The organism is Kocuria sp. KKT182, assembly GCF_055635395.1.
In genome coordinates this window covers 1,438,192-1,453,378 of sequence record NZ_CM145757.1, presented here as the reverse complement: position 1 = coordinate 1,453,378, position 15,187 = coordinate 1,438,192, and the positions used below count along the sequence as shown (strand labels likewise).

The window sequence follows — 15,187 nt, the reverse complement described above, 5'->3', positions numbered from 1 at the left end:
GCGCGGCCCGTCCAGCGAGGAGCTGCCATGCCCGTGAACCCCGATCTCGTCGGGCGGACCTACCCGCCGGCCGAGCCCTACAGCGTCGGACGGGAGGCGATCCGCGACTTCGCCCGCGCCGTCCAGGCCGCCCACCCCGCCCACCACGACGTCGAGGCGGCCCGGTCCCTCGGCCACCCCGACCTCGTGGCGCCCCCCACCTTCGCCATCGTGGTGGCCCAGCGCGCCGACGCCGCCCTGATCGCCGACCCCGAGGCCGGCATCGACTTCTCCCGCGTGGTCCACGCCGACCAGCGTTTCACCCACCACCGCCCGATCGTCGCCGGGGACGAGCTCGTGGCCGAGCTGCACGTCGACCAGGTCCGGGCCATGGGCTCCGGGGCGATGGTGACGTCCCGCGCCGAGATCCGCGCCGCGGACGGCGAGCACGTCGCCACCACCGTCTCGTCCCTGCTCGTGCGCGGAGAGGACCAGTGACCGTGAGCATCGCCTTCGACAGCCTCGAGAAGGGCCAGGAGATCGGGCAGCGCCGGATCGAGCTCTCCCGCGCGGACCTGGTCCGGTACGCGGGGGCCTCCGGGGACCTCAACCCCATCCACTGGAACGAGGAGTTCGCCCGCTCCGTGGACCTGCCCGACGTCATCGCCCACGGGATGCTCACGATGGGCGCGGCCGTGCAGCTCGTGACCGACTGGGCCGGCGACCCCGGCGCCGTGGTCGACTACCAGACGCGCTTCACCAAGCCCGTGGTCGTCCCCAACCGGTTCGGGACCGCGGTCGAGGCCTCCACGGCCCTCACGGTGTCCGGGAAGATCGGCGCCCTCGACGACGCCGCCCGCACCGTGCGCGTCGACCTCACCGTGACCGCCCCCGACCTCTCCGCGGCGGGAGCCGACCCGGCGACCGCCGCGGCGCTGAAGGTGCTGGTCAAGGCCCAGGCCGTGGTGCGGCTGGCGTGAGCCCGGGCCCGGGCACCGCGGGCCGCCCGATAGGGTGGTCGCCATGACGTCCCCTCGCATCGCAGACCTCACGACCGCCGCCGTGGGCGGGCCCGCCCGCGACTACGTGCGGGCGGAGTCCGAGCAGGCGGTCGTCGACGCCGTGGCGGCGGCCGACGCCGCCGGGCGGGACGTGCTCGTGGTGGGCGGCGGCTCCAACCTCATCGCGGCCGACGCCGGGTTCGCGGGCACCGTGGTGCACGTGCTCTCGCGCGGCGTCGAGGTCCTCGCCGAGGATCCCGCCGGCGCCCTCCTCGAGGTCCAGGCCGGCCACCCGTGGGACGAGCTCGTGGCGCAGGCCGTGGCCGAGGGGCTGGTCGGCATCGAGGCCCTGGCCGGGATCCCCGGCACCACGGGTGCCACCCCGGTGCAGAACGTGGGGGCCTACGGCCAGGAGGTGGCCCAGACCGTCGAGCTGGTGCGGGTCTGGGACCGCCGGGAGCGGCGCGTGCGGGACTTCGCCCCGGCCGACCTGGCGTTCTCCTACCGGGACTCGGCCCTCAAGCGCAGCACGGTGGCCGGCTCCCCGCGCCACGTGGTGCTCGCCGTGCGGTTCCGGCTCGAGCGCGGCACCGAGAGCGCCCCGGTGCGCTACGGCGAGCTCGCCCGCCGGCTCGGCGTCCAGGTGGGGGAGCGCGCCCCGCTGGAGCGGGTGCGGGAGACGGTCCTGGCCCTGCGCGCGGGCAAAGGCATGGTCCTCGACCCGGAGGACCGCGACACCTACAGCACCGGGTCCTTCTTCACGAACCCCATCCTCCCGGCCGACGCCCTGGGGGAGCGGCTGCCCGCCGACGCCCCCCGCTTCCCCGTGGTGGACGCCGCGGGCCGCCCGCTCGAGGACCGGGTCAAGCTCTCCGCCGCGTGGCTCATCGACCACGCCGGCTTCGGCAAGGGCTTCGGCCTGCCCGGGACCCGCAACGAGCTCCTGGACCTCGACGGCGCCGCCGTCGCCGGGGGCCGCGCCTCCCTGTCCACCAAGCACACGCTCGCCCTCACCAACCGCGGCGGCGCCTCCGCCCAGGACCTCATGGCGCTGGCCCGGACGGTGCGCGACGGCGTCGCGTCCGTCTACGGGGTGGACCTCGTCGCCGAGCCCGTCATCGTGGGCACGGCGGTCTGAGGCGGCGGCCGTGAGCAGCCTCGAGGAGGAGATCGCCCAGGGGGAGAGCTCCGACAGCCGTGTGCGGCAAGCCCTCGGCCGGCTGCGCCGCTGGTCCCGCGGCCACCCCCTGCTGTTCGTGGCCTACCGGACGCTCGTGACGGTCCTCGGGGGCGTCTTCGTGCTGGCGGGCCTGATCATGCTCGTGACGCCCGGCCCGGGGTGGCTCGCCATCTTCCTGGGGCTCGGCATCTGGGGCACCGAGTTCCACTGGGCGCACCGGCTCAACCAGTGGGCGAAGGGCCAGGTGATGCGCGGCTGGCGGTGGTGGCTGGCGCGCACCGCCGAGGGGCGGCACCGCCGGGCCCTCGCCGGGACGGGCAACCTCGTGCCGGGCCCCCGGCACCTGCGGTCCCCGGGAGCCTGAGCCGGGACGGCCTCCTGCCGGGGAGCCCCCCGCGGCCGCGGTCGCACGGGCCCGCGCCGGTGCGCGCGATGACGCCTCCGGACGGGCCCTCCCGGTCAGCGGGAGCGGCCGAGCTGCGCGGCCACCAGCTCCAGCGCGTGCTCGGCCGGGATCCCGAGGTCCGCGATCTCGTCGGCGAAGCGCCGGGCGGCCTGCACCGCCAGGTCCTCGGTCCGGTCGGCGGCGCGCACGAAGCTACCCCGGCGGCCCCGGGTCTCGATCACGCCGGCGGCCTCGAGCTCGCGGTAGGCCTTGGCCACGGTCCCGGCCGCGAGGCCGAGCGCCTCGGCGAGCCGGCGCACCGGTGGGAGCCGGGTGCCCGCCGGCAGGGTGCCGTCCGCGCGGCCCTGCTGCACGCGGTGCCTGAGCTGCTCGGAGGGCGGGCGGTCGTCGCCCGCGTCGAGCGACAGCCCCGGCGGGATCGAGGTCTCCTCCACCGGCTACAGGGTGCCGGTGGCGATGCGCAGCATGCGGCGCAGCGGCTCGGCCGCGCCCCACAGCAGCTGGTCGCCGATCGTGAAGGCGCTGATGTAGCCCGGCCCCATGGCGAGCTTGCGGATCCGGCCCACGGGGATGTCCAGGGTGCCGGAGGTCGCCACGGGGGTGAGGTCCCGCATCGAGTCCTCCTTGGTGTTGGGCACCACGGTGGCCCACTCGTTGTCGGCGTCGACGATCCGCTCGATCTCCGCCACGGGCAGGTCCTCCCGCAGCTTGATCGTGAGGGCCTGGGAGTGCGAGCGCATCGTGGCGATCCGCACGCACAGCCCGTCCATGGGCACCCAGTCCTGGGCGTACCGGTCCGTGCGGCCGAGGATCTTGTTGGTCTCGGCCGCGGACTTCCACTCCTCGCGGGACTGCCCGTTGCCGAGGTCGGCGTCGATCCAGGGGATGAGGGAGCCGGACAGGGGCGCGCCGAACATCGAGGTGTCGAGGGCGTCGCCGCGCTGGGCGGCGAGCACCTTGCGGTCGATGTCCAGGATCGCCGAGGCGGGATCGGCCAGCTCATCCGCGACGACGCCGTGGAGGGCGCCGAACTGCGCCAGCACCTCGCGCATGTGCCGGGCCCCGCCGCCGGAGGCGGCCTGGTAGGTCATCGACGTGGCCCACTCCACGAGGTCGTTGCGGAACAGCCCGCCGAGACCCACGAGCAGGCAGGAGACCGTGCAGTTGCCGCCCACGAAGTCCTTCACGCCGCTCGCGAGACCGCGGTCGATGACGTCCCGGTTGACGGGGTCCAGGACGATGATCGCGTCGTCGTTCATCCGCAGGGTCGACGCCGCGTCGATCCACAGACCGTCCCAGCCGGCGGCGCGCAACCTCCCGTGCACGTCCTTGGTGTAGTCCCCGCCCTGGGCGGTGACGACGATCGGGAGCTTCGCCAGGGTCTCGAGGTCGTAGGCGTCCTGCAGCGTGCCGGCGTCCCCGGCGAAGGACGGGGCGGGCCGGCCGGCGCTGGAGGTGGAGAAGAACACCGGGGTGATGCCCCCGAAGTCCCCCTCCTCCTGCATGCGCTGCATGAGCACGGAACCCACCATGCCCCGCCAGCCGACGAACCCTACCGAATCACCCGAGCTAAAAGTCATGGCCCCCAGTCTAGTGGGCGCGGTGCAGGGCCCAGCGCCGGCGCTTCTCCTTCACCTTCTGCGCCGGCGGGAGCTCGAGGCCGGGCACCACCAGGTCCCCGTACTGCGGGAAGCGGTGGAGGTAGTCCTGGACGTAGGTGCACGTGGGGCGCACCGCGACGCCCTGCTCCCGGAAGCCGTCCAGCAGGAGCGTGACGAGGGTGCGCGCGTAGCCCTGCCGGCCGAACTGCTCGCCGATGATGGTGTGCTGGAGCTCGACCGTGCCGTCCTCATGGTCCTGGAAGCCCTCGAAGCCGATGAACTGCTCCCCCCGCCACAGCTCATAGCGGTCGAGGTCCGTGTTCTTCACGACGCGCAGCTGCTCGTCGTCCCGGATCGCGGGGTCGGGGTGCCGGTCGGTCACGGTGTTCCTCCTGGTCGTGGTGCAGCTCACGCTACCGGAGCCGCCGGGCTACCGGAACCGGGCGTCCCTCCGCCCGGTCCCCGCCGGCCGCGCGTGCGCCGCTCGATCCGGTAGCCCAGGCCCGTGCGGGACACCGACGGGCCGAGGACCGGCTCCGTGGCCCACCCGTCGTCGAGCACCGGGGCGTGCGTGTCCCCGTCCGCGTCGAGGTCGATGACGGTCACGAGCGCCTCCGTCACGGGGTGCTCGGCGTCGGCCAGGGCCTGCCGGTAGACCTCGCCGCCGCCGATCACCCAGATGCGCTCCGCGCCGGGGCTCGTCCGGGCCAGGCGCACGGCCTCGGCGTACGAGGACGCCGTCAGCACCGCGCCGGGAGCCTCACCCCGGGCCACCCGGCCGGGGGAGGAGGTGATGACGATGTTGGTCCGTCCGGGCAGGGGCCGGAAGCGCTCCGGGAAGGACTCCCACGTGCGCCGGCCCATGATCACGGGGTGGCCGGTCGTCGTGCGCCGGAAGAACGCCATGTCCTCCGGCAGCGACCAGGGCATCGCCCCGGCGCGGCCGATGACGCCGTCGGCGGTCTGCGCCCAGATCGCCCCGATCGCCCCGGTCGTCCCGGCGGTCATACGGCCACCGGGGCCTTGATCGCGGGGTGGTGGCGGTAGTCGAGGACCTCGAAGTCCTCGAGCTCGTAGTCGAAGACGGTGGCGGGCCGCCGGGCGAGCCGCAGCCGCGGATAGGGGTAGGGGTCCCGGGAGAGCTGCTCGCGGACCTGCGCCACGTGGTTGTCGTAGACGTGGCAGTCCCCGCCGGTCCAGACGAACTCCCCGGGCTCCAGGCCGGTCTGCTGGGCGATCATGACGGTGAGCAGCGCGTAGGAGGCGATGTTGAAGGGCACGCCCAGGAACATGTCCGCGGAGCGCTGGTAGAGCTGGCAGGACAGCCGCCCCGGCCCGTCCTTCCTGGGCTCGACGTAGAACTGGAACAGGGCGTGGCACGGCGGCAGGGCCATCTCGTCCACCTCGGCGGGGTTCCACGCGGTCACCACGTGGCGCCGGGAGTCGGGGTTCGTGCGGATCTGCTCCACGACCTTGGCGATCTGGTCGATCGACCCGCCGCCGGGGGTGGGCCAGGACCTCCACTGCACGCCGTAGACGGGTCCGAGCTCCCCGTCCCGGTCCGCCCACTCGTCCCAGATGGTCACACCGCGCTCCTGCAGCCACCGCACGTTCGAGTCCCCGCGCAGGAACCACAGCAGCTCGAGGGCCACCGACCGGAAGTGCACCCGCTTGGTGGTCAGCAGCGGGAAGGACTCCGCCAGGTCGAAGCGGATCTGGCGCCCGAAGACGCTGCGCGTCCCGGTGCCCGTGCGGTCGGACTTGTGCACCCCCTGCTCCAGGACCTCGCGCAGGAGGTCCTCGTAGGGCGTCGGCACCGGGGCGGGCACGGGGTCGGGGGCGGTCATGCGGGTCTCCTCGGGGGAAGTCGGGGCGGGCCGGGCGGTCCGTGGCGGGTGGCTCGTGGCGGGTGGTGCGCTGCGGTCCCGGCGGTTGCGGGACGGTGCGCCGCGGGTCCTGCGGCGCCGGGCCGGGGGTCAGTCGTCGAAGGGCTTCACGAGCTCCACGGAGACCACCCGCCGGCGGTGCCGGCGGGAGACCTGCAGCACGATCATCTCGCCGGGGGAGAGGTACGGGTCCTTGGCCGGCAGCTGCGCGGCGAGCTCTGGGCTCGCGTGCCGGGCGATGACCTTGAGGACCGTGGGCAGCACCGGGCGGTGCGTGCACAGCGCCACCGGCGTGTCCTTGTCGAACATGGTCTGGGCCACGGCGGCCGCCTTCTTGGGGTGGCGCTTGTGCGAGGCCTCCGTGAGCTGCGGGCGCTCTCGCACGGAGACCCCGGCCTTGCGCGCGTACGGCACCACGGTGGACAGGCAGCGCAGCCAGGGGGACGTGAGGACCCGCTCGGGGGACCACGCCCGGAGCAGCCGGGTCACGGCGAGGGCCTGGCGCTTGCCGGTCGCGGCCAGCGGCCGGTCGCCCTCGGCCCGGGACCAGGCCGAGCGCGGCTTCGCCTTGGCGTGGCGCACCACGATCGCCGGGCGCGTGGCGAGGTCCCCGCGCTCGTGCAGGTCCACCAGGGCCGCCAGCGGCTCCCGGTCGGAGGGGTTGGTCAGCATCCGGTGCGCGTCCTCGGGCGAGACCCAGCGGACGGCGTCCACCTCCTTGCCATCGGGCTCGGGCCGTGCGCCGGGGCCGAACTCCGCGGCCCAGTAGTGCACGTCCTTGCACCCGTCCTTGACGTCGTAGCGGATCGTGGGCAGGGGCACGCCCAGGCGCGGCAGCAGGCCGATCTCCTCGCTGACCTCCCGGTGGGCGGTCTCGGGCAGCGTCTCGCCGTCGTCCTGCTTGCCCTTGGGGAAGGACCAGTCGTCGTAGCGCGGCCGATGGATGACCATCACCTCGAGCCCGCCGCCCGTCCGGCGCCAGCACAGGCACCCGGCCGCGAGCACGTCGGCGGGCCGCCCGCTCCCTGCCGCGCCGCTCGTGCCGGTCCTGCCGCCCGCCCGGCCGGGGCTCTCGGCCGGGCGCTGCTCGGTGGTCTTCTCTGCGGTCCTGGGCATGGCCCCTCTTTCGTCCCCTGTCCGTGGTGCACGGGCGTGCCGGGGCCCGCGGTCCGGACCGTCGGGCGGCACCCCCACGATGCTACCGCTGACCCGTTCCACCGCCGACTAGATCGTCGGCCGGCCGAGGGCCCGGCTGCGCAGCAGGTGCTCCTGGACGTCCACGAGCGGGTTCCCCTCGGCGTCCCGGTGGTGGCGGGTCCACACGCCCTCGGCGTCCAGGTGCCAGCTGGCCGTGGCGTCCGAGACGTAGCGGGCCAGCAGCCGCACGAGCGCGGCCGCCTGCTGGGGGTCCGTGATCCGCACCAGGGTCTCCACCCGGCGGTCGAGGTTGCGGTGCATCATGTCCGCCGAGCCGATGTAGACGAGGGGCTCGCCGGCGTTGCAGAACGCGAAGACCCGGGAGTGCTCCAGGAACCGGCCCAGCACCGAACGGACCCGGATGTTCTCGCTCAGCCCCGGCACCCCGGGGCGCAGGGCGCAGATCCCGCGGACCACCACGTCCACGGGCACCCCGGCCTGCGAGGCCCGGTAGAGGGCGTCGATCACGGCCTCGTCCACGATCGAGTTGCACTTGACCTGGATCCGGGCCGGGCGGCCGGCCCGGTGGTGGCGGATCTCGGCCTCCACGAGGTCGACGAGCCCGGAGCGCACGGAGCGGGGCGCCACGAGCAGGCGCTGGAAGGTGGTCTTGGGCGCGTAGCCGGAAAGCTGGTTGAAGAGCCGGGAGACGTCCTCCCCGACCTCCGGGTCGCACGTGAGCAGCCCCAGGTCCTCGTAGAAGCGCGCGGTGGAGGGATGGTAGTTGCCGGTGCCGATGTGCACGTACCGGCGCAGCCCGTGCTCCTCCTGGCGGACCACGAGGGAGAGCTTGCAGTGGGTCTTCAGCCCCACGATGCCGTAGACCACGTGCACCCCGGCCTGCTCGAGCTTGCGGGCCCAGGAGATGTTGGCCTGCTCGTCGAAGCGGGCCTTGATCTCCACCAGCGCCAGCACCTGCTTGCCGGCCTCGGCGGCGTCGATGAGCGCGTCCACGATGGGGGAGTCGCCCGAGGTCCGGTACAGGGTCTGCTTGATGGCCTGGACCTTCGGGTCCGCGGCGGCCTGCTCCAGGAAGGCCTGGACGCTCGTGGCGAACGAGTCGTAGGGGTGGTGCAGCAGCACGTCCCGGGCCCGGGTCGCGGCGAAGACGTCCGCCGCCTTGGCGGTCTCCGCGGCGTTGAGGTAGCGGGAGGTGTGGGCCACGTGGCGGGCGTAGTGCAGCTCCGGGCGGTCGATGCCGGCGATGACCCCCAGCCCGCGCAGGTCCAGCGGGGCGGGCAGCCGGTAGATCTCGGACTCGTCGATGCCCAGCTCGGAGACGAGCAGCTCGAGCACCTCCGTGCTGATGCTGTCCGTGACCTCCAGGCGCACCGCGGGACCGAAGCGGCGGCGCAGCAGCTCCTTCTCCAGGGCCTGCAGGAGGTTCTCGGCGTCGTCCTCCTCGACCTCCAGGTCCTCGTTGCGGGTCACGCGGAACACCTGGTGCTCCTCGACCTCCATCCCGGGGAACAGGTCGTCCAGGTGCTGGGCGATGACGTCCTCGAGCGGGATGAACCGGGCCTGGCCGTTCGGCAGGCGCGAGGCCCGGGACCCGTCCACCGACAGCAGCCGGGGCAGCTGGTCCGGGACCTTCACGCGGGCGAACAGCCGCTTGCCCGACTGCGGGTTGCGGACCATCACGGCCAGGTTGAGGCTCAGCCCGGAGATGTAGGGGAACGGGTGGGCCGGGTCCACGGCCAGCGGCGTGAGGATGGGGAACACCTGCCGGTGGAAGTCCCCGGTGAGCCGCTCCCGGGTGGCGGCGTCCAGGTCCTCCCAGCCGACCAGGTGGATGTTCTGCCGGGTCAGCTCGGGCCGCACCAGGTCGTGGAAGGCCCGCGCGTGCCGCTCCTGCAGCTCGTGGGCGCGCGCGGCGATGGTGGCCATCTGCTCCGCGGGGGAGTGCCCGGAGGCGGCCGGCCGGGCGATGCCCGTGGCGATGCGCCGCTTGAGCCCGGCCACCCGGACCATGAAGAACTCGTCCAGGTTGGAGGCCACGATGGACAGGAAGTGCACCCGCTCCAGGAGGAAGAGGTCCGGGTCCTCCGCGAGCTCCAGGACCCGGGAGTTGAACGCCACCCAGCTGGCCTCGCGGTCCAGGAAGCGCTCGGGCCCGTGCCGGCCCTCCAGCACCTGCCGGGCCGCGGGCACGGGGTCGTCGATCCGGTCCCGGTCCCCGTGGCTCCGGGCGGAGTCGGGGAGCTCGTCGGGGCCCCCGGGGGGTGCGGTGCCGGACCCGGCGGCCGGGGCCCCGGGGGCGCTCGGGGCCGGCGCGGACTGCGGGCTGTCCTGCTGGTGGGTGGTCATCACGGTCCTGTCTCGTCGTGCCCGCCCCGGCGGTCCGGGCGCGGGAGGATCGGGTGGCGGGTCAGCCGGGGAGGGTGCCGGCGTACATCACGTCGAGGTGCCAGGGCCGGAACCCCAGCGCCTCGTACAGCCGCATCGCGGCGGCGTTGTCCCCGTCCACGTAGAGCATGACCTCGTCGAGCCCCTGCCGGGCGAGGTGGTTGACGCCGGCGGCGGTCAGCGCCCGGCCCAGCCCCGTGCCCTGGTGCCCGGGGGCCACGCCCACGGCGTACACCTCGCCGAGGGGACCGCGCTCGGCGTCGGCGGCGTGCACCTTGGTCCAGTGGAAGCCGGCCACGGTCCCGGGCTCGTCCTCCCGGACGGCGAGCAGGAAGCCGGCGGCGTCGAACCACGGCTCGGCCTCCCGCTGCCGGAGGTCGTCGAGGGTCATCCTGCCCTGCTCCGGGTGCTCGGCGAAGGCGGCCGCGTTGACCCGCAGCCACTCCTGCTCGTCGCGGCCGGGCTCGAACGCCCGCAGGCGGAAGCCCTCGGGCATCGCCTCCGGGAGGGGCAGGTCCGCCGCGCCGCGCAGGGGGCGCAGCAGCCGATGCAGGTCCCGCACGGGGGCCAGGCCGTGCCGGGCGGCGAGCGCGGCGGCGGCGGGGTGCCCGCCGTGCGCCCAGGCGCGCACCGTGCCGGTGGTCCCGGCGGCCACGGCGCCGGCCAGCGCCGCGCCGATCCCGGCGCCGCGGTGGGAGGGGCCGACCACGAGCTCCACGAGGTGGGCGCCGTCGGGCTCGGGCACGCGCACGGCGGCGCCGAGGAGCTCCCCCTCGCGCGAGCGCGCCAGGACGGTGCGGACCCGGCCGTCGCGCGCCGAGCGCAGGTCCACCAGGGTCTGGTCGGAGAACGGCGGGTCGCCGTCCGCGGCCGCGGCGCGGGACGCGAGCGCCACGATCTCCTCGGCCGGCGGGACGTCCGGGCGGTCGAGGTCGTACGGCACGGAACGGGACATGGGGACCTCCTGCGGAACGGGATGGGGCGCACGGACCGGGTCGGGAGGTGCTCAGCCCTCCCGGGCCCGCGTCGTGGCGAAGCTGTAGCCCACGTTACGCACCGTGGTGATCAGGTGCTCGTGGTCCGCACCCAGCTTGGCGCGCAGGCGCCGCACGTGCACGTCCACGGTGCGGGTGCCGCCGTAGTAGTCGTAGCCCCAGACCTCGCTGAGCAGCTGGGCGCGGGTGAAGACCCGCCCCGAGTGCTGGGCCAGGTACTTCAGCAGCTCGAACTCCTTGTAGGTGAGGTTCAGGGGCTGGCCGTTGACGTGCGCGGAGTAGGCGGCGTCGTCGATGACCACGGAGCCCGCGCGGATGCGGGTGTCGTCCTCGGGGACCTCGGCCGTGCGGGAGGAGGCCAGGCGCAGCCGCGCCTCGACCTCCGCGGGGCCGGCGGTGTCGAGCACGACGTCGTCGACCATCCAGTTCGCGGCCACGGCCGCCATCCCGCCCTCGGTGAGAACCATCAGCAGCGGCGCGGCCAGACCCTTGGCCGTGAGCAGCTGCGCGAGGTTGCGGGCGGTGATCAGGTCGGTGCGCCCGTCCAGCAGGACCACGTCCGGGGACCGGCCGTCGAGGCTGCCGGACACGGTCCGCGTCGGGGCGACCGAGACCTTGTGGTTGAGCAGGTCGAGGGCCGGGAGCACCGATGCCGAAGGTCCGTCCGCGTCGGTCAGCATCAGGATCTGGAACACTCGTGCTTCTCCACTCTGGCGTACGGACTGAGCTGTCAGTATAGGTCCGGGCGGGCGACCGGCTCCGCGACCCCGCCGGTCCGGAGCGTCCCGCGGCCCGTGCCCGCCCGCACCCCGCGCCCGGTTCCCGGTCCTGCACCCGGTCCCGGCGCTCCGCCCGCGCCCCGCGGCGAGCCGCTATCGTTGCTCGTGTCCGCCCGGGCGCAGGTCCCGACCCCCGACAGTGCAGGAACCCGATCACCATGAGATACGCCATGATCGCCGCGTGCAGCGTGGCCGTGCTGGTGGCGGCCCTCGTGGCGGTCGCGGTCGCCGGGCCCGCGCCGCTGGTGCTGGCGCTGGGCATGTCCGTGGTCATCGGCTTCGGCTGGCCGGCGGCCACCGGCATCGCGGCGAGGCACCGCCACAACGTGATCATGACCGCCGCCGGCGTCGCCGCGGCCCTGCTCGTGCAGTTCCTGCCCGGCCAGCAGCTCGTGTGGCTGCCCGCCGTCGTCGGCGTGGCCCTCATGACGGTGTTCGCGGCGGAGCTGGTGCGCGGCGAGGGCGCCGAGCACCGGCTCGAGTCCGCGATCGCCTCCACGGCGGGCGTGCTGGCGGCGGTCAGCTCCTCCGGCTGGATCGCCCTGGCCGGCGACTACCGGGCCACGGGCCCGGACCCCGCCCTGCTCGTGGTGGTCGGCGCCGTCCTGGCCGCGCTGGTGGCCCTCGTGGGCGGGCGCGTCATCGCGGCGGCCCCGAAGAGCTCGCCCAAGCGGGGCGTCGTGGCCCTCGGCGTGACCCCCGTGGCGTTCCTCGGGGTGGGGGCCGTGTTCACTGCCCGGCTGGTGAGCACCGTGGTAGTTTAGGGCCATGCTTGCACTCGAAATCTTCTACCTCGCCCTGCTCGGCATCTCTGGCCTGTTCATCGCCGGGATCTCCCTGAAGGTGGTCCTCGGACTGTTCAAGGGACAGCACTAGTCCCGTGCCGATCGAGATCCCTTCGGATCTGCTGCCCGAGCTCGTCCCCTTCGCCTGGCTGCTGGGCACCTGGGAGGGCGACGGCTTCATGGGCTACGGCGAGGTCGAGCAGCGGCCGTTCCGGCAGCGCGTGACCTTCGAGCAGAACGGGCTGCCGTTCCTCGACTACCGGGCACAGACCACACTCCTCGACGACGAGGGGCAGCCGATGCGCCCGGCCACCGTGGAACAGGGCTTCTGGCAGCTCGACCGCACCCTCGAGGACGGTGACGTGGGCCCCGGGATGCTCCCGCCGGACCTCGTGCCCGTGCTCCAGGGCGCCGAGGACGTGGAGCGGATGCGCAACGCGGACGGCGGCTTCGACGTCCTCGTGACCCTGACCCACCCCGGCGGCGTCGCCGAGCTCTACGCCGGGCAGATCAAGGGCCCGCGGATCGACCTCGCCACCGACGCCGTGATCCGCGCCCGCGGGGCCAAGGAGTACAGCTCCTCGACCCGCATGTACGGCCTGGTCCACGGCGACCTGTTCTGGGCCTGGGACATGGCCGCGCTCGGCGAGCCCCTGACCACCCACGCCTCCGCGCAGCTGCGGAAGATCGGCTGAGTTCCGTGACCGAGCACCGTTCCCCCCTGCTCCACCGGCCGGGCGCCGTCGAGGCCGAGGGCCTGGACCGCGGGGTGGCCGCCCACTACGGCGACCCACTGCGCGAGCAGCGCTCCCTCGTGCGCACCCCCGGCACCGTGGTGGACCTCTCCCACAAGGGCGTCGTGACCGTCACCGGGCCCGACCGGCTCAGCTGGCTCACCACCCTCTCCTCCCAGGTGCTCACCGGGCTCGAGCCCGGGCGCAGCACCGAGACCCTCTTCCTGTCCGTGCAGGGGCGGATCGAGCACGCCCCCCACGTGGTGGACGACGGCACCAGCACCTGGCTGATCACCGAGGCCGACGAGACCGCGGCCCTGGTGGCGTGGCTCGAGCGCATGCGCTTCGCGCTGCGCGTCGAGATCGAGGACCGCACCGGGCAGTGGGCCGTGCTCGGCGCCACGGGCCCCGTGCCCGGCCTGCCCGCCACGGTCGTGTGGCGGGACCCCTGGCCCCACGTCGCCCCCGGCGGGTGGAGCTACGCCGTCCTCGACGGGCCCCACCCCGGCGAGGAGCGCACCTGGTGGGAGCACCTCGTGCCCCGCGACGAGCTCGACGCCCTGACCCTCGACCTCCCCCTCGCCGGCGCGTGGGCCGCCGAGGCGCTGCGGATCGCCGCGTGGCGCCCCCGCCTGGGCGCCGAGACGGACGAACGGACGATCCCGCACGAGCTCGACCTCCTGCGCACCGCCGTGCACCTGGCCAAGGGCTGCTACAAGGGCCAGGAGACCGTCGCACGGGTGCACAACCTCGGGCACCCGCCCCGCCGGCTGGTGCTGCTCGACCTCGACGGGTCGGAGCACACGCTGCCCGCCGCCGGGGCCGAGGTGGTCGCGGGGGAGCGCACGGTGGGGCGCGTCACCTCCGTGCAGCTCCACCACGAGCAGGGTCCCATCGCCCTGGCCGTGCTCAAGCGCACCGTCGATCCCGCCGCCGAGCTCGTCGTCACCGACGGCGAGCAGCGGTGGGCCGCGGCGCAGCAGGTCGTCGTGCCGCCGGACGCCGGGCAGGTGGTCGGCCGGCAGACGGGCTTCCTCCGCGGGCCCCGCCCCTGACCTCGCCGGACCCCGGGACTCCCGTCACCGACGTCCGCCCCGGGCCCCGGGCGGCGCGGACCCGCAGGCCTGACCGACCGGGGCCGCCGCCCGCCTCAGCGGCCGAAGAGGACGCGGGCCTCGTCCCAGCGGTCCTGGGGAACGGTCTTGAGCCCCTCGAGGGCCTCGGCGAAGTCGACGCGGACCATGTCGGTGCCGCGGATGGCGACCATCCGCCCCCACTGCTTCTCGTGCACGAGGTCGACCACGGACATCCCGAAGCGGGTGGCGAGCACGCGGTCGAAGCCCGTGGGGGCGCCCCCGCGCTGGATGTGCCCGAGCGTGGTGTTGCGGGTCTCGATGCCGGTGAGGCGCTCGATCTCCTGCGTGACGTACTCCCCGATCCCGCCCAGGCGCGGACGGCCGTCGGCCTCGGTGCCCTTCCCAGCGAGCACGTCCTCCCGGTCCTCGGGGATGAACCCCTCCGCGACGACCACCAGCGGGGAGCGGCCGCGGTCGTAGACCTCCTGCACCCAAGCGCAGACCTGGTCCATGGAGACCTTCTGCTCCGGGATCAGCACCGCGTGCGCGCCGGCGGACATGCCCGAGTGCAGCGCGATCCACCCGACGTGGCGGCCCATGACCTCGGCGACCATGCACCGGTGGTGGGACTCCCCGGTGGTGCGCAGCCGGTCCATGGCGTCGGTGGCGATGGACACGGCCGTGTCGAAGCCGAAGGTGTAGTCCGTGGCCTGCAGGTCGTTGTCGATGGTCTTGGGCACCCCCACCACGGGCAGCCCGGCGTCGGCCAGGCGCTTGGCGCCGGCCAGGGTGCCCTCCCCGCCGATGGCCACGATCGCGTCCACCGCGTGGCGCTCGAGCATCACCCCGATGTTCTCCGGCCCGCCTCCGGGCCCGGAGTAGGGGTTCGTGCGGGAGGTGCCGAGGATGGTCCCGCCCTCCCGGGCGAGGCCGCGGACCCGGGTGCGGGGCAGGTCCATGATGTCGCCCTCGAGCACCCCGCGCCAGCCGTCGCGGAAGCCCACGAACTCGTGGCCGTAGGTCTTGATCCCGTGCAGCACGGCGCCGCGGATCACCGCGTTGAGTCCGGGGCAGTCCCCGCCGCTGGTCAGCAGTCCGATCTTCATCCGTACAGTCTCCTCCGGGTGGGCGGGGCGTGCGTGGCGGCCGGACGTGCGCCGGCACGCCCAGTCTAGTCAGTCCGGGCCCGGGCGGCAGGGCCGGGCCCGGCCGTGTTGGCCCC

Annotated in this window: 17 protein-coding genes; 7 read left to right on the top strand and 10 right to left on the bottom strand. The window is 74.4% G+C overall.

Features of this window, described 5'->3' with window-relative positions; all coding sequences use genetic code 11:
* The first annotated feature begins 27 nt into the window (after positions 1 to 27).
* The 4 genes from ACZ2G1_RS06720 to ACZ2G1_RS06705 are packed head-to-tail and all read left to right on the top strand — an operon-like array spanning position 28 to position 2,524.
* Entirely contained in the window at positions 28 to 477 is a 450-nt protein-coding gene (locus ACZ2G1_RS06720; protein ID WP_035924924.1) for a MaoC family dehydratase N-terminal domain-containing protein, read from the top strand.
* Positions 478 to 479: 2 nt separating this feature from the next.
* Positions 480 to 959 carry a MaoC family dehydratase gene (locus ACZ2G1_RS06715; protein ID WP_133409311.1) on the top strand — a complete coding sequence of 160 codons (480 nt, stop codon included), beginning with the start codon at positions 480 to 482 and terminating at the stop codon, positions 957 to 959.
* Between the two features lie 43 nt (positions 960 to 1,002).
* The gene (locus tag ACZ2G1_RS06710) at positions 1,003 to 2,118 is read left to right on the top strand and encodes a UDP-N-acetylmuramate dehydrogenase (RefSeq protein WP_017834248.1); all 1,116 of its coding nucleotides are present in this window, start codon (positions 1,003 to 1,005) and stop codon (positions 2,116 to 2,118) included.
* 10 nt (positions 2,119 to 2,128) lie between these two features.
* Entirely contained in the window at positions 2,129 to 2,524 is a 396-nt protein-coding gene (locus ACZ2G1_RS06705) for a TIGR02611 family protein (protein WP_035924921.1), read from the top strand.
* 95 nt (positions 2,525 to 2,619) lie between these two features.
* Here ACZ2G1_RS06705 and ACZ2G1_RS06700 read toward each other — a convergent pair whose 3' ends face one another.
* The 9 genes from ACZ2G1_RS06700 to ACZ2G1_RS06660 form a co-directional block, all read right to left on the bottom strand.
* Positions 2,620 to 3,000 (bottom strand): GntR family transcriptional regulator, encoded by a 381-nt coding sequence (locus tag ACZ2G1_RS06700; protein WP_133409313.1) that lies wholly within the window; start codon positions 2,998 to 3,000, stop codon positions 2,620 to 2,622.
* A 3-nt stretch (positions 3,001 to 3,003) separates the two neighbouring features.
* Positions 3,004 to 4,146, bottom strand: a complete 1,143-nt coding sequence (asd, locus tag ACZ2G1_RS06695) for an aspartate-semialdehyde dehydrogenase (RefSeq protein ID WP_470377594.1) — start codon at positions 4,144 to 4,146, stop codon at positions 3,004 to 3,006.
* 10 nt (positions 4,147 to 4,156) lie between these two features.
* Positions 4,157 to 4,549, bottom strand: a complete 393-nt coding sequence (locus ACZ2G1_RS06690; protein WP_017834244.1) for a GNAT family N-acetyltransferase — start codon at positions 4,547 to 4,549, stop codon at positions 4,157 to 4,159.
* A 26-nt stretch (positions 4,550 to 4,575) separates the two neighbouring features.
* Entirely contained in the window at positions 4,576 to 5,175 is a 600-nt protein-coding gene (locus ACZ2G1_RS06685; RefSeq protein WP_470377593.1) for a dihydrofolate reductase, read from the bottom strand.
* Entirely contained in the window at positions 5,172 to 6,014 is an 843-nt protein-coding gene (locus ACZ2G1_RS06680; RefSeq protein ID WP_095650596.1) for a thymidylate synthase, read from the bottom strand. Before ACZ2G1_RS06680 ends, ACZ2G1_RS06685 begins: the two co-directional genes overlap by 4 nt.
* Positions 6,015 to 6,143: 129 nt before the next feature.
* Complete coding sequence (locus ACZ2G1_RS06675) at positions 6,144 to 7,169, bottom strand: NUDIX hydrolase (protein WP_244915784.1); 1,026 nt, start codon at positions 7,167 to 7,169, stop codon at positions 6,144 to 6,146.
* Between the two features lie 108 nt (positions 7,170 to 7,277).
* Positions 7,278 to 9,557: an RNA degradosome polyphosphate kinase gene (locus tag ACZ2G1_RS06670; protein ID WP_109222005.1), complete on the bottom strand. Its 2,280-nt coding sequence runs from the start codon at positions 9,555 to 9,557 to the stop codon at positions 7,278 to 7,280.
* A gap of 61 nt (positions 9,558 to 9,618) precedes the next feature.
* A complete protein-coding gene (gene mshD / locus ACZ2G1_RS06665; protein ID WP_017834239.1) occupies positions 9,619 to 10,551 on the bottom strand; it encodes a mycothiol synthase in 933 nt (310 codons plus the stop codon).
* 51 nt (positions 10,552 to 10,602) lie between these two features.
* On the bottom strand, positions 10,603 to 11,286 hold the full coding sequence (locus ACZ2G1_RS06660) for a response regulator transcription factor (protein WP_017834238.1): 684 nt from the start codon (positions 11,284 to 11,286) through the stop codon (positions 10,603 to 10,605).
* Between the two features lie 242 nt (positions 11,287 to 11,528).
* Between ACZ2G1_RS06660 and ACZ2G1_RS06655 the strand changes: the two genes are divergently transcribed.
* From ACZ2G1_RS06655 to ygfZ, 3 genes are all read left to right on the top strand, one after another.
* Positions 11,529 to 12,134 (top strand): hypothetical protein, encoded by a 606-nt coding sequence (locus ACZ2G1_RS06655; RefSeq protein ID WP_031283389.1) that lies wholly within the window; start codon positions 11,529 to 11,531, stop codon positions 12,132 to 12,134.
* Between the two features lie 116 nt (positions 12,135 to 12,250).
* Positions 12,251 to 12,850 carry a heme-binding beta-barrel domain-containing protein gene (locus ACZ2G1_RS06650; RefSeq protein ID WP_017834235.1) on the top strand — a complete coding sequence of 200 codons (600 nt, stop codon included), beginning with the start codon at positions 12,251 to 12,253 and terminating at the stop codon, positions 12,848 to 12,850.
* Between the two features lie 5 nt (positions 12,851 to 12,855).
* Positions 12,856 to 13,944 (top strand): CAF17-like 4Fe-4S cluster assembly/insertion protein YgfZ, encoded by a 1,089-nt coding sequence (ygfZ, locus tag ACZ2G1_RS06645; protein WP_017834234.1) that lies wholly within the window; start codon positions 12,856 to 12,858, stop codon positions 13,942 to 13,944.
* 95 nt (positions 13,945 to 14,039) lie between these two features.
* On the opposite strand, the gene ACZ2G1_RS06640 is transcribed toward ygfZ, so the two are convergent.
* Positions 14,040 to 15,071, bottom strand: coding sequence for a 6-phosphofructokinase (locus ACZ2G1_RS06640; RefSeq protein ID WP_017834233.1), 1,032 nt, complete (start codon positions 15,069 to 15,071; stop codon positions 14,040 to 14,042).
* Positions 15,072 to 15,187: the final 116 nt, after the last annotated feature.

Coding starts and splice junctions, on each gene's coding strand:
- ACZ2G1_RS06720 (WP_035924924.1), top strand. CDS start 28: ATGCCCGTGAACCCCGATCTCGTCGGGCGGACCTACCCGCCGGCCGAG.
- ACZ2G1_RS06710 (WP_017834248.1), top strand. CDS start 1,003: ATGACGTCCCCTCGCATCGCAGACCTCACGACCGCCGCCGTGGGCGGG.
- asd (WP_470377594.1), bottom strand. CDS start 4,146: ATGACTTTTAGCTCGGGTGATTCGGTAGGGTTCGTCGGCTGGCGGGGC.
- ACZ2G1_RS06685 (WP_470377593.1), bottom strand. CDS start 5,175: ATGACCGCCGGGACGACCGGGGCGATCGGGGCGATCTGGGCGCAGACC.
- ACZ2G1_RS06680 (WP_095650596.1), bottom strand. CDS start 6,014: ATGACCGCCCCCGACCCCGTGCCCGCCCCGGTGCCGACGCCCTACGAG.
- ACZ2G1_RS06675 (WP_244915784.1), bottom strand. CDS start 7,169: ATGCCCAGGACCGCAGAGAAGACCACCGAGCAGCGCCCGGCCGAGAGC.
- ACZ2G1_RS06670 (WP_109222005.1), bottom strand. CDS start 9,557: ATGACCACCCACCAGCAGGACAGCCCGCAGTCCGCGCCGGCCCCGAGC.
- mshD (WP_017834239.1), bottom strand. CDS start 10,551: ATGTCCCGTTCCGTGCCGTACGACCTCGACCGCCCGGACGTCCCGCCG.
- ACZ2G1_RS06655 (WP_031283389.1), top strand. CDS start 11,529: ATGAGATACGCCATGATCGCCGCGTGCAGCGTGGCCGTGCTGGTGGCG.
- ACZ2G1_RS06640 (WP_017834233.1), bottom strand. CDS start 15,071: ATGAAGATCGGACTGCTGACCAGCGGCGGGGACTGCCCCGGACTCAAC.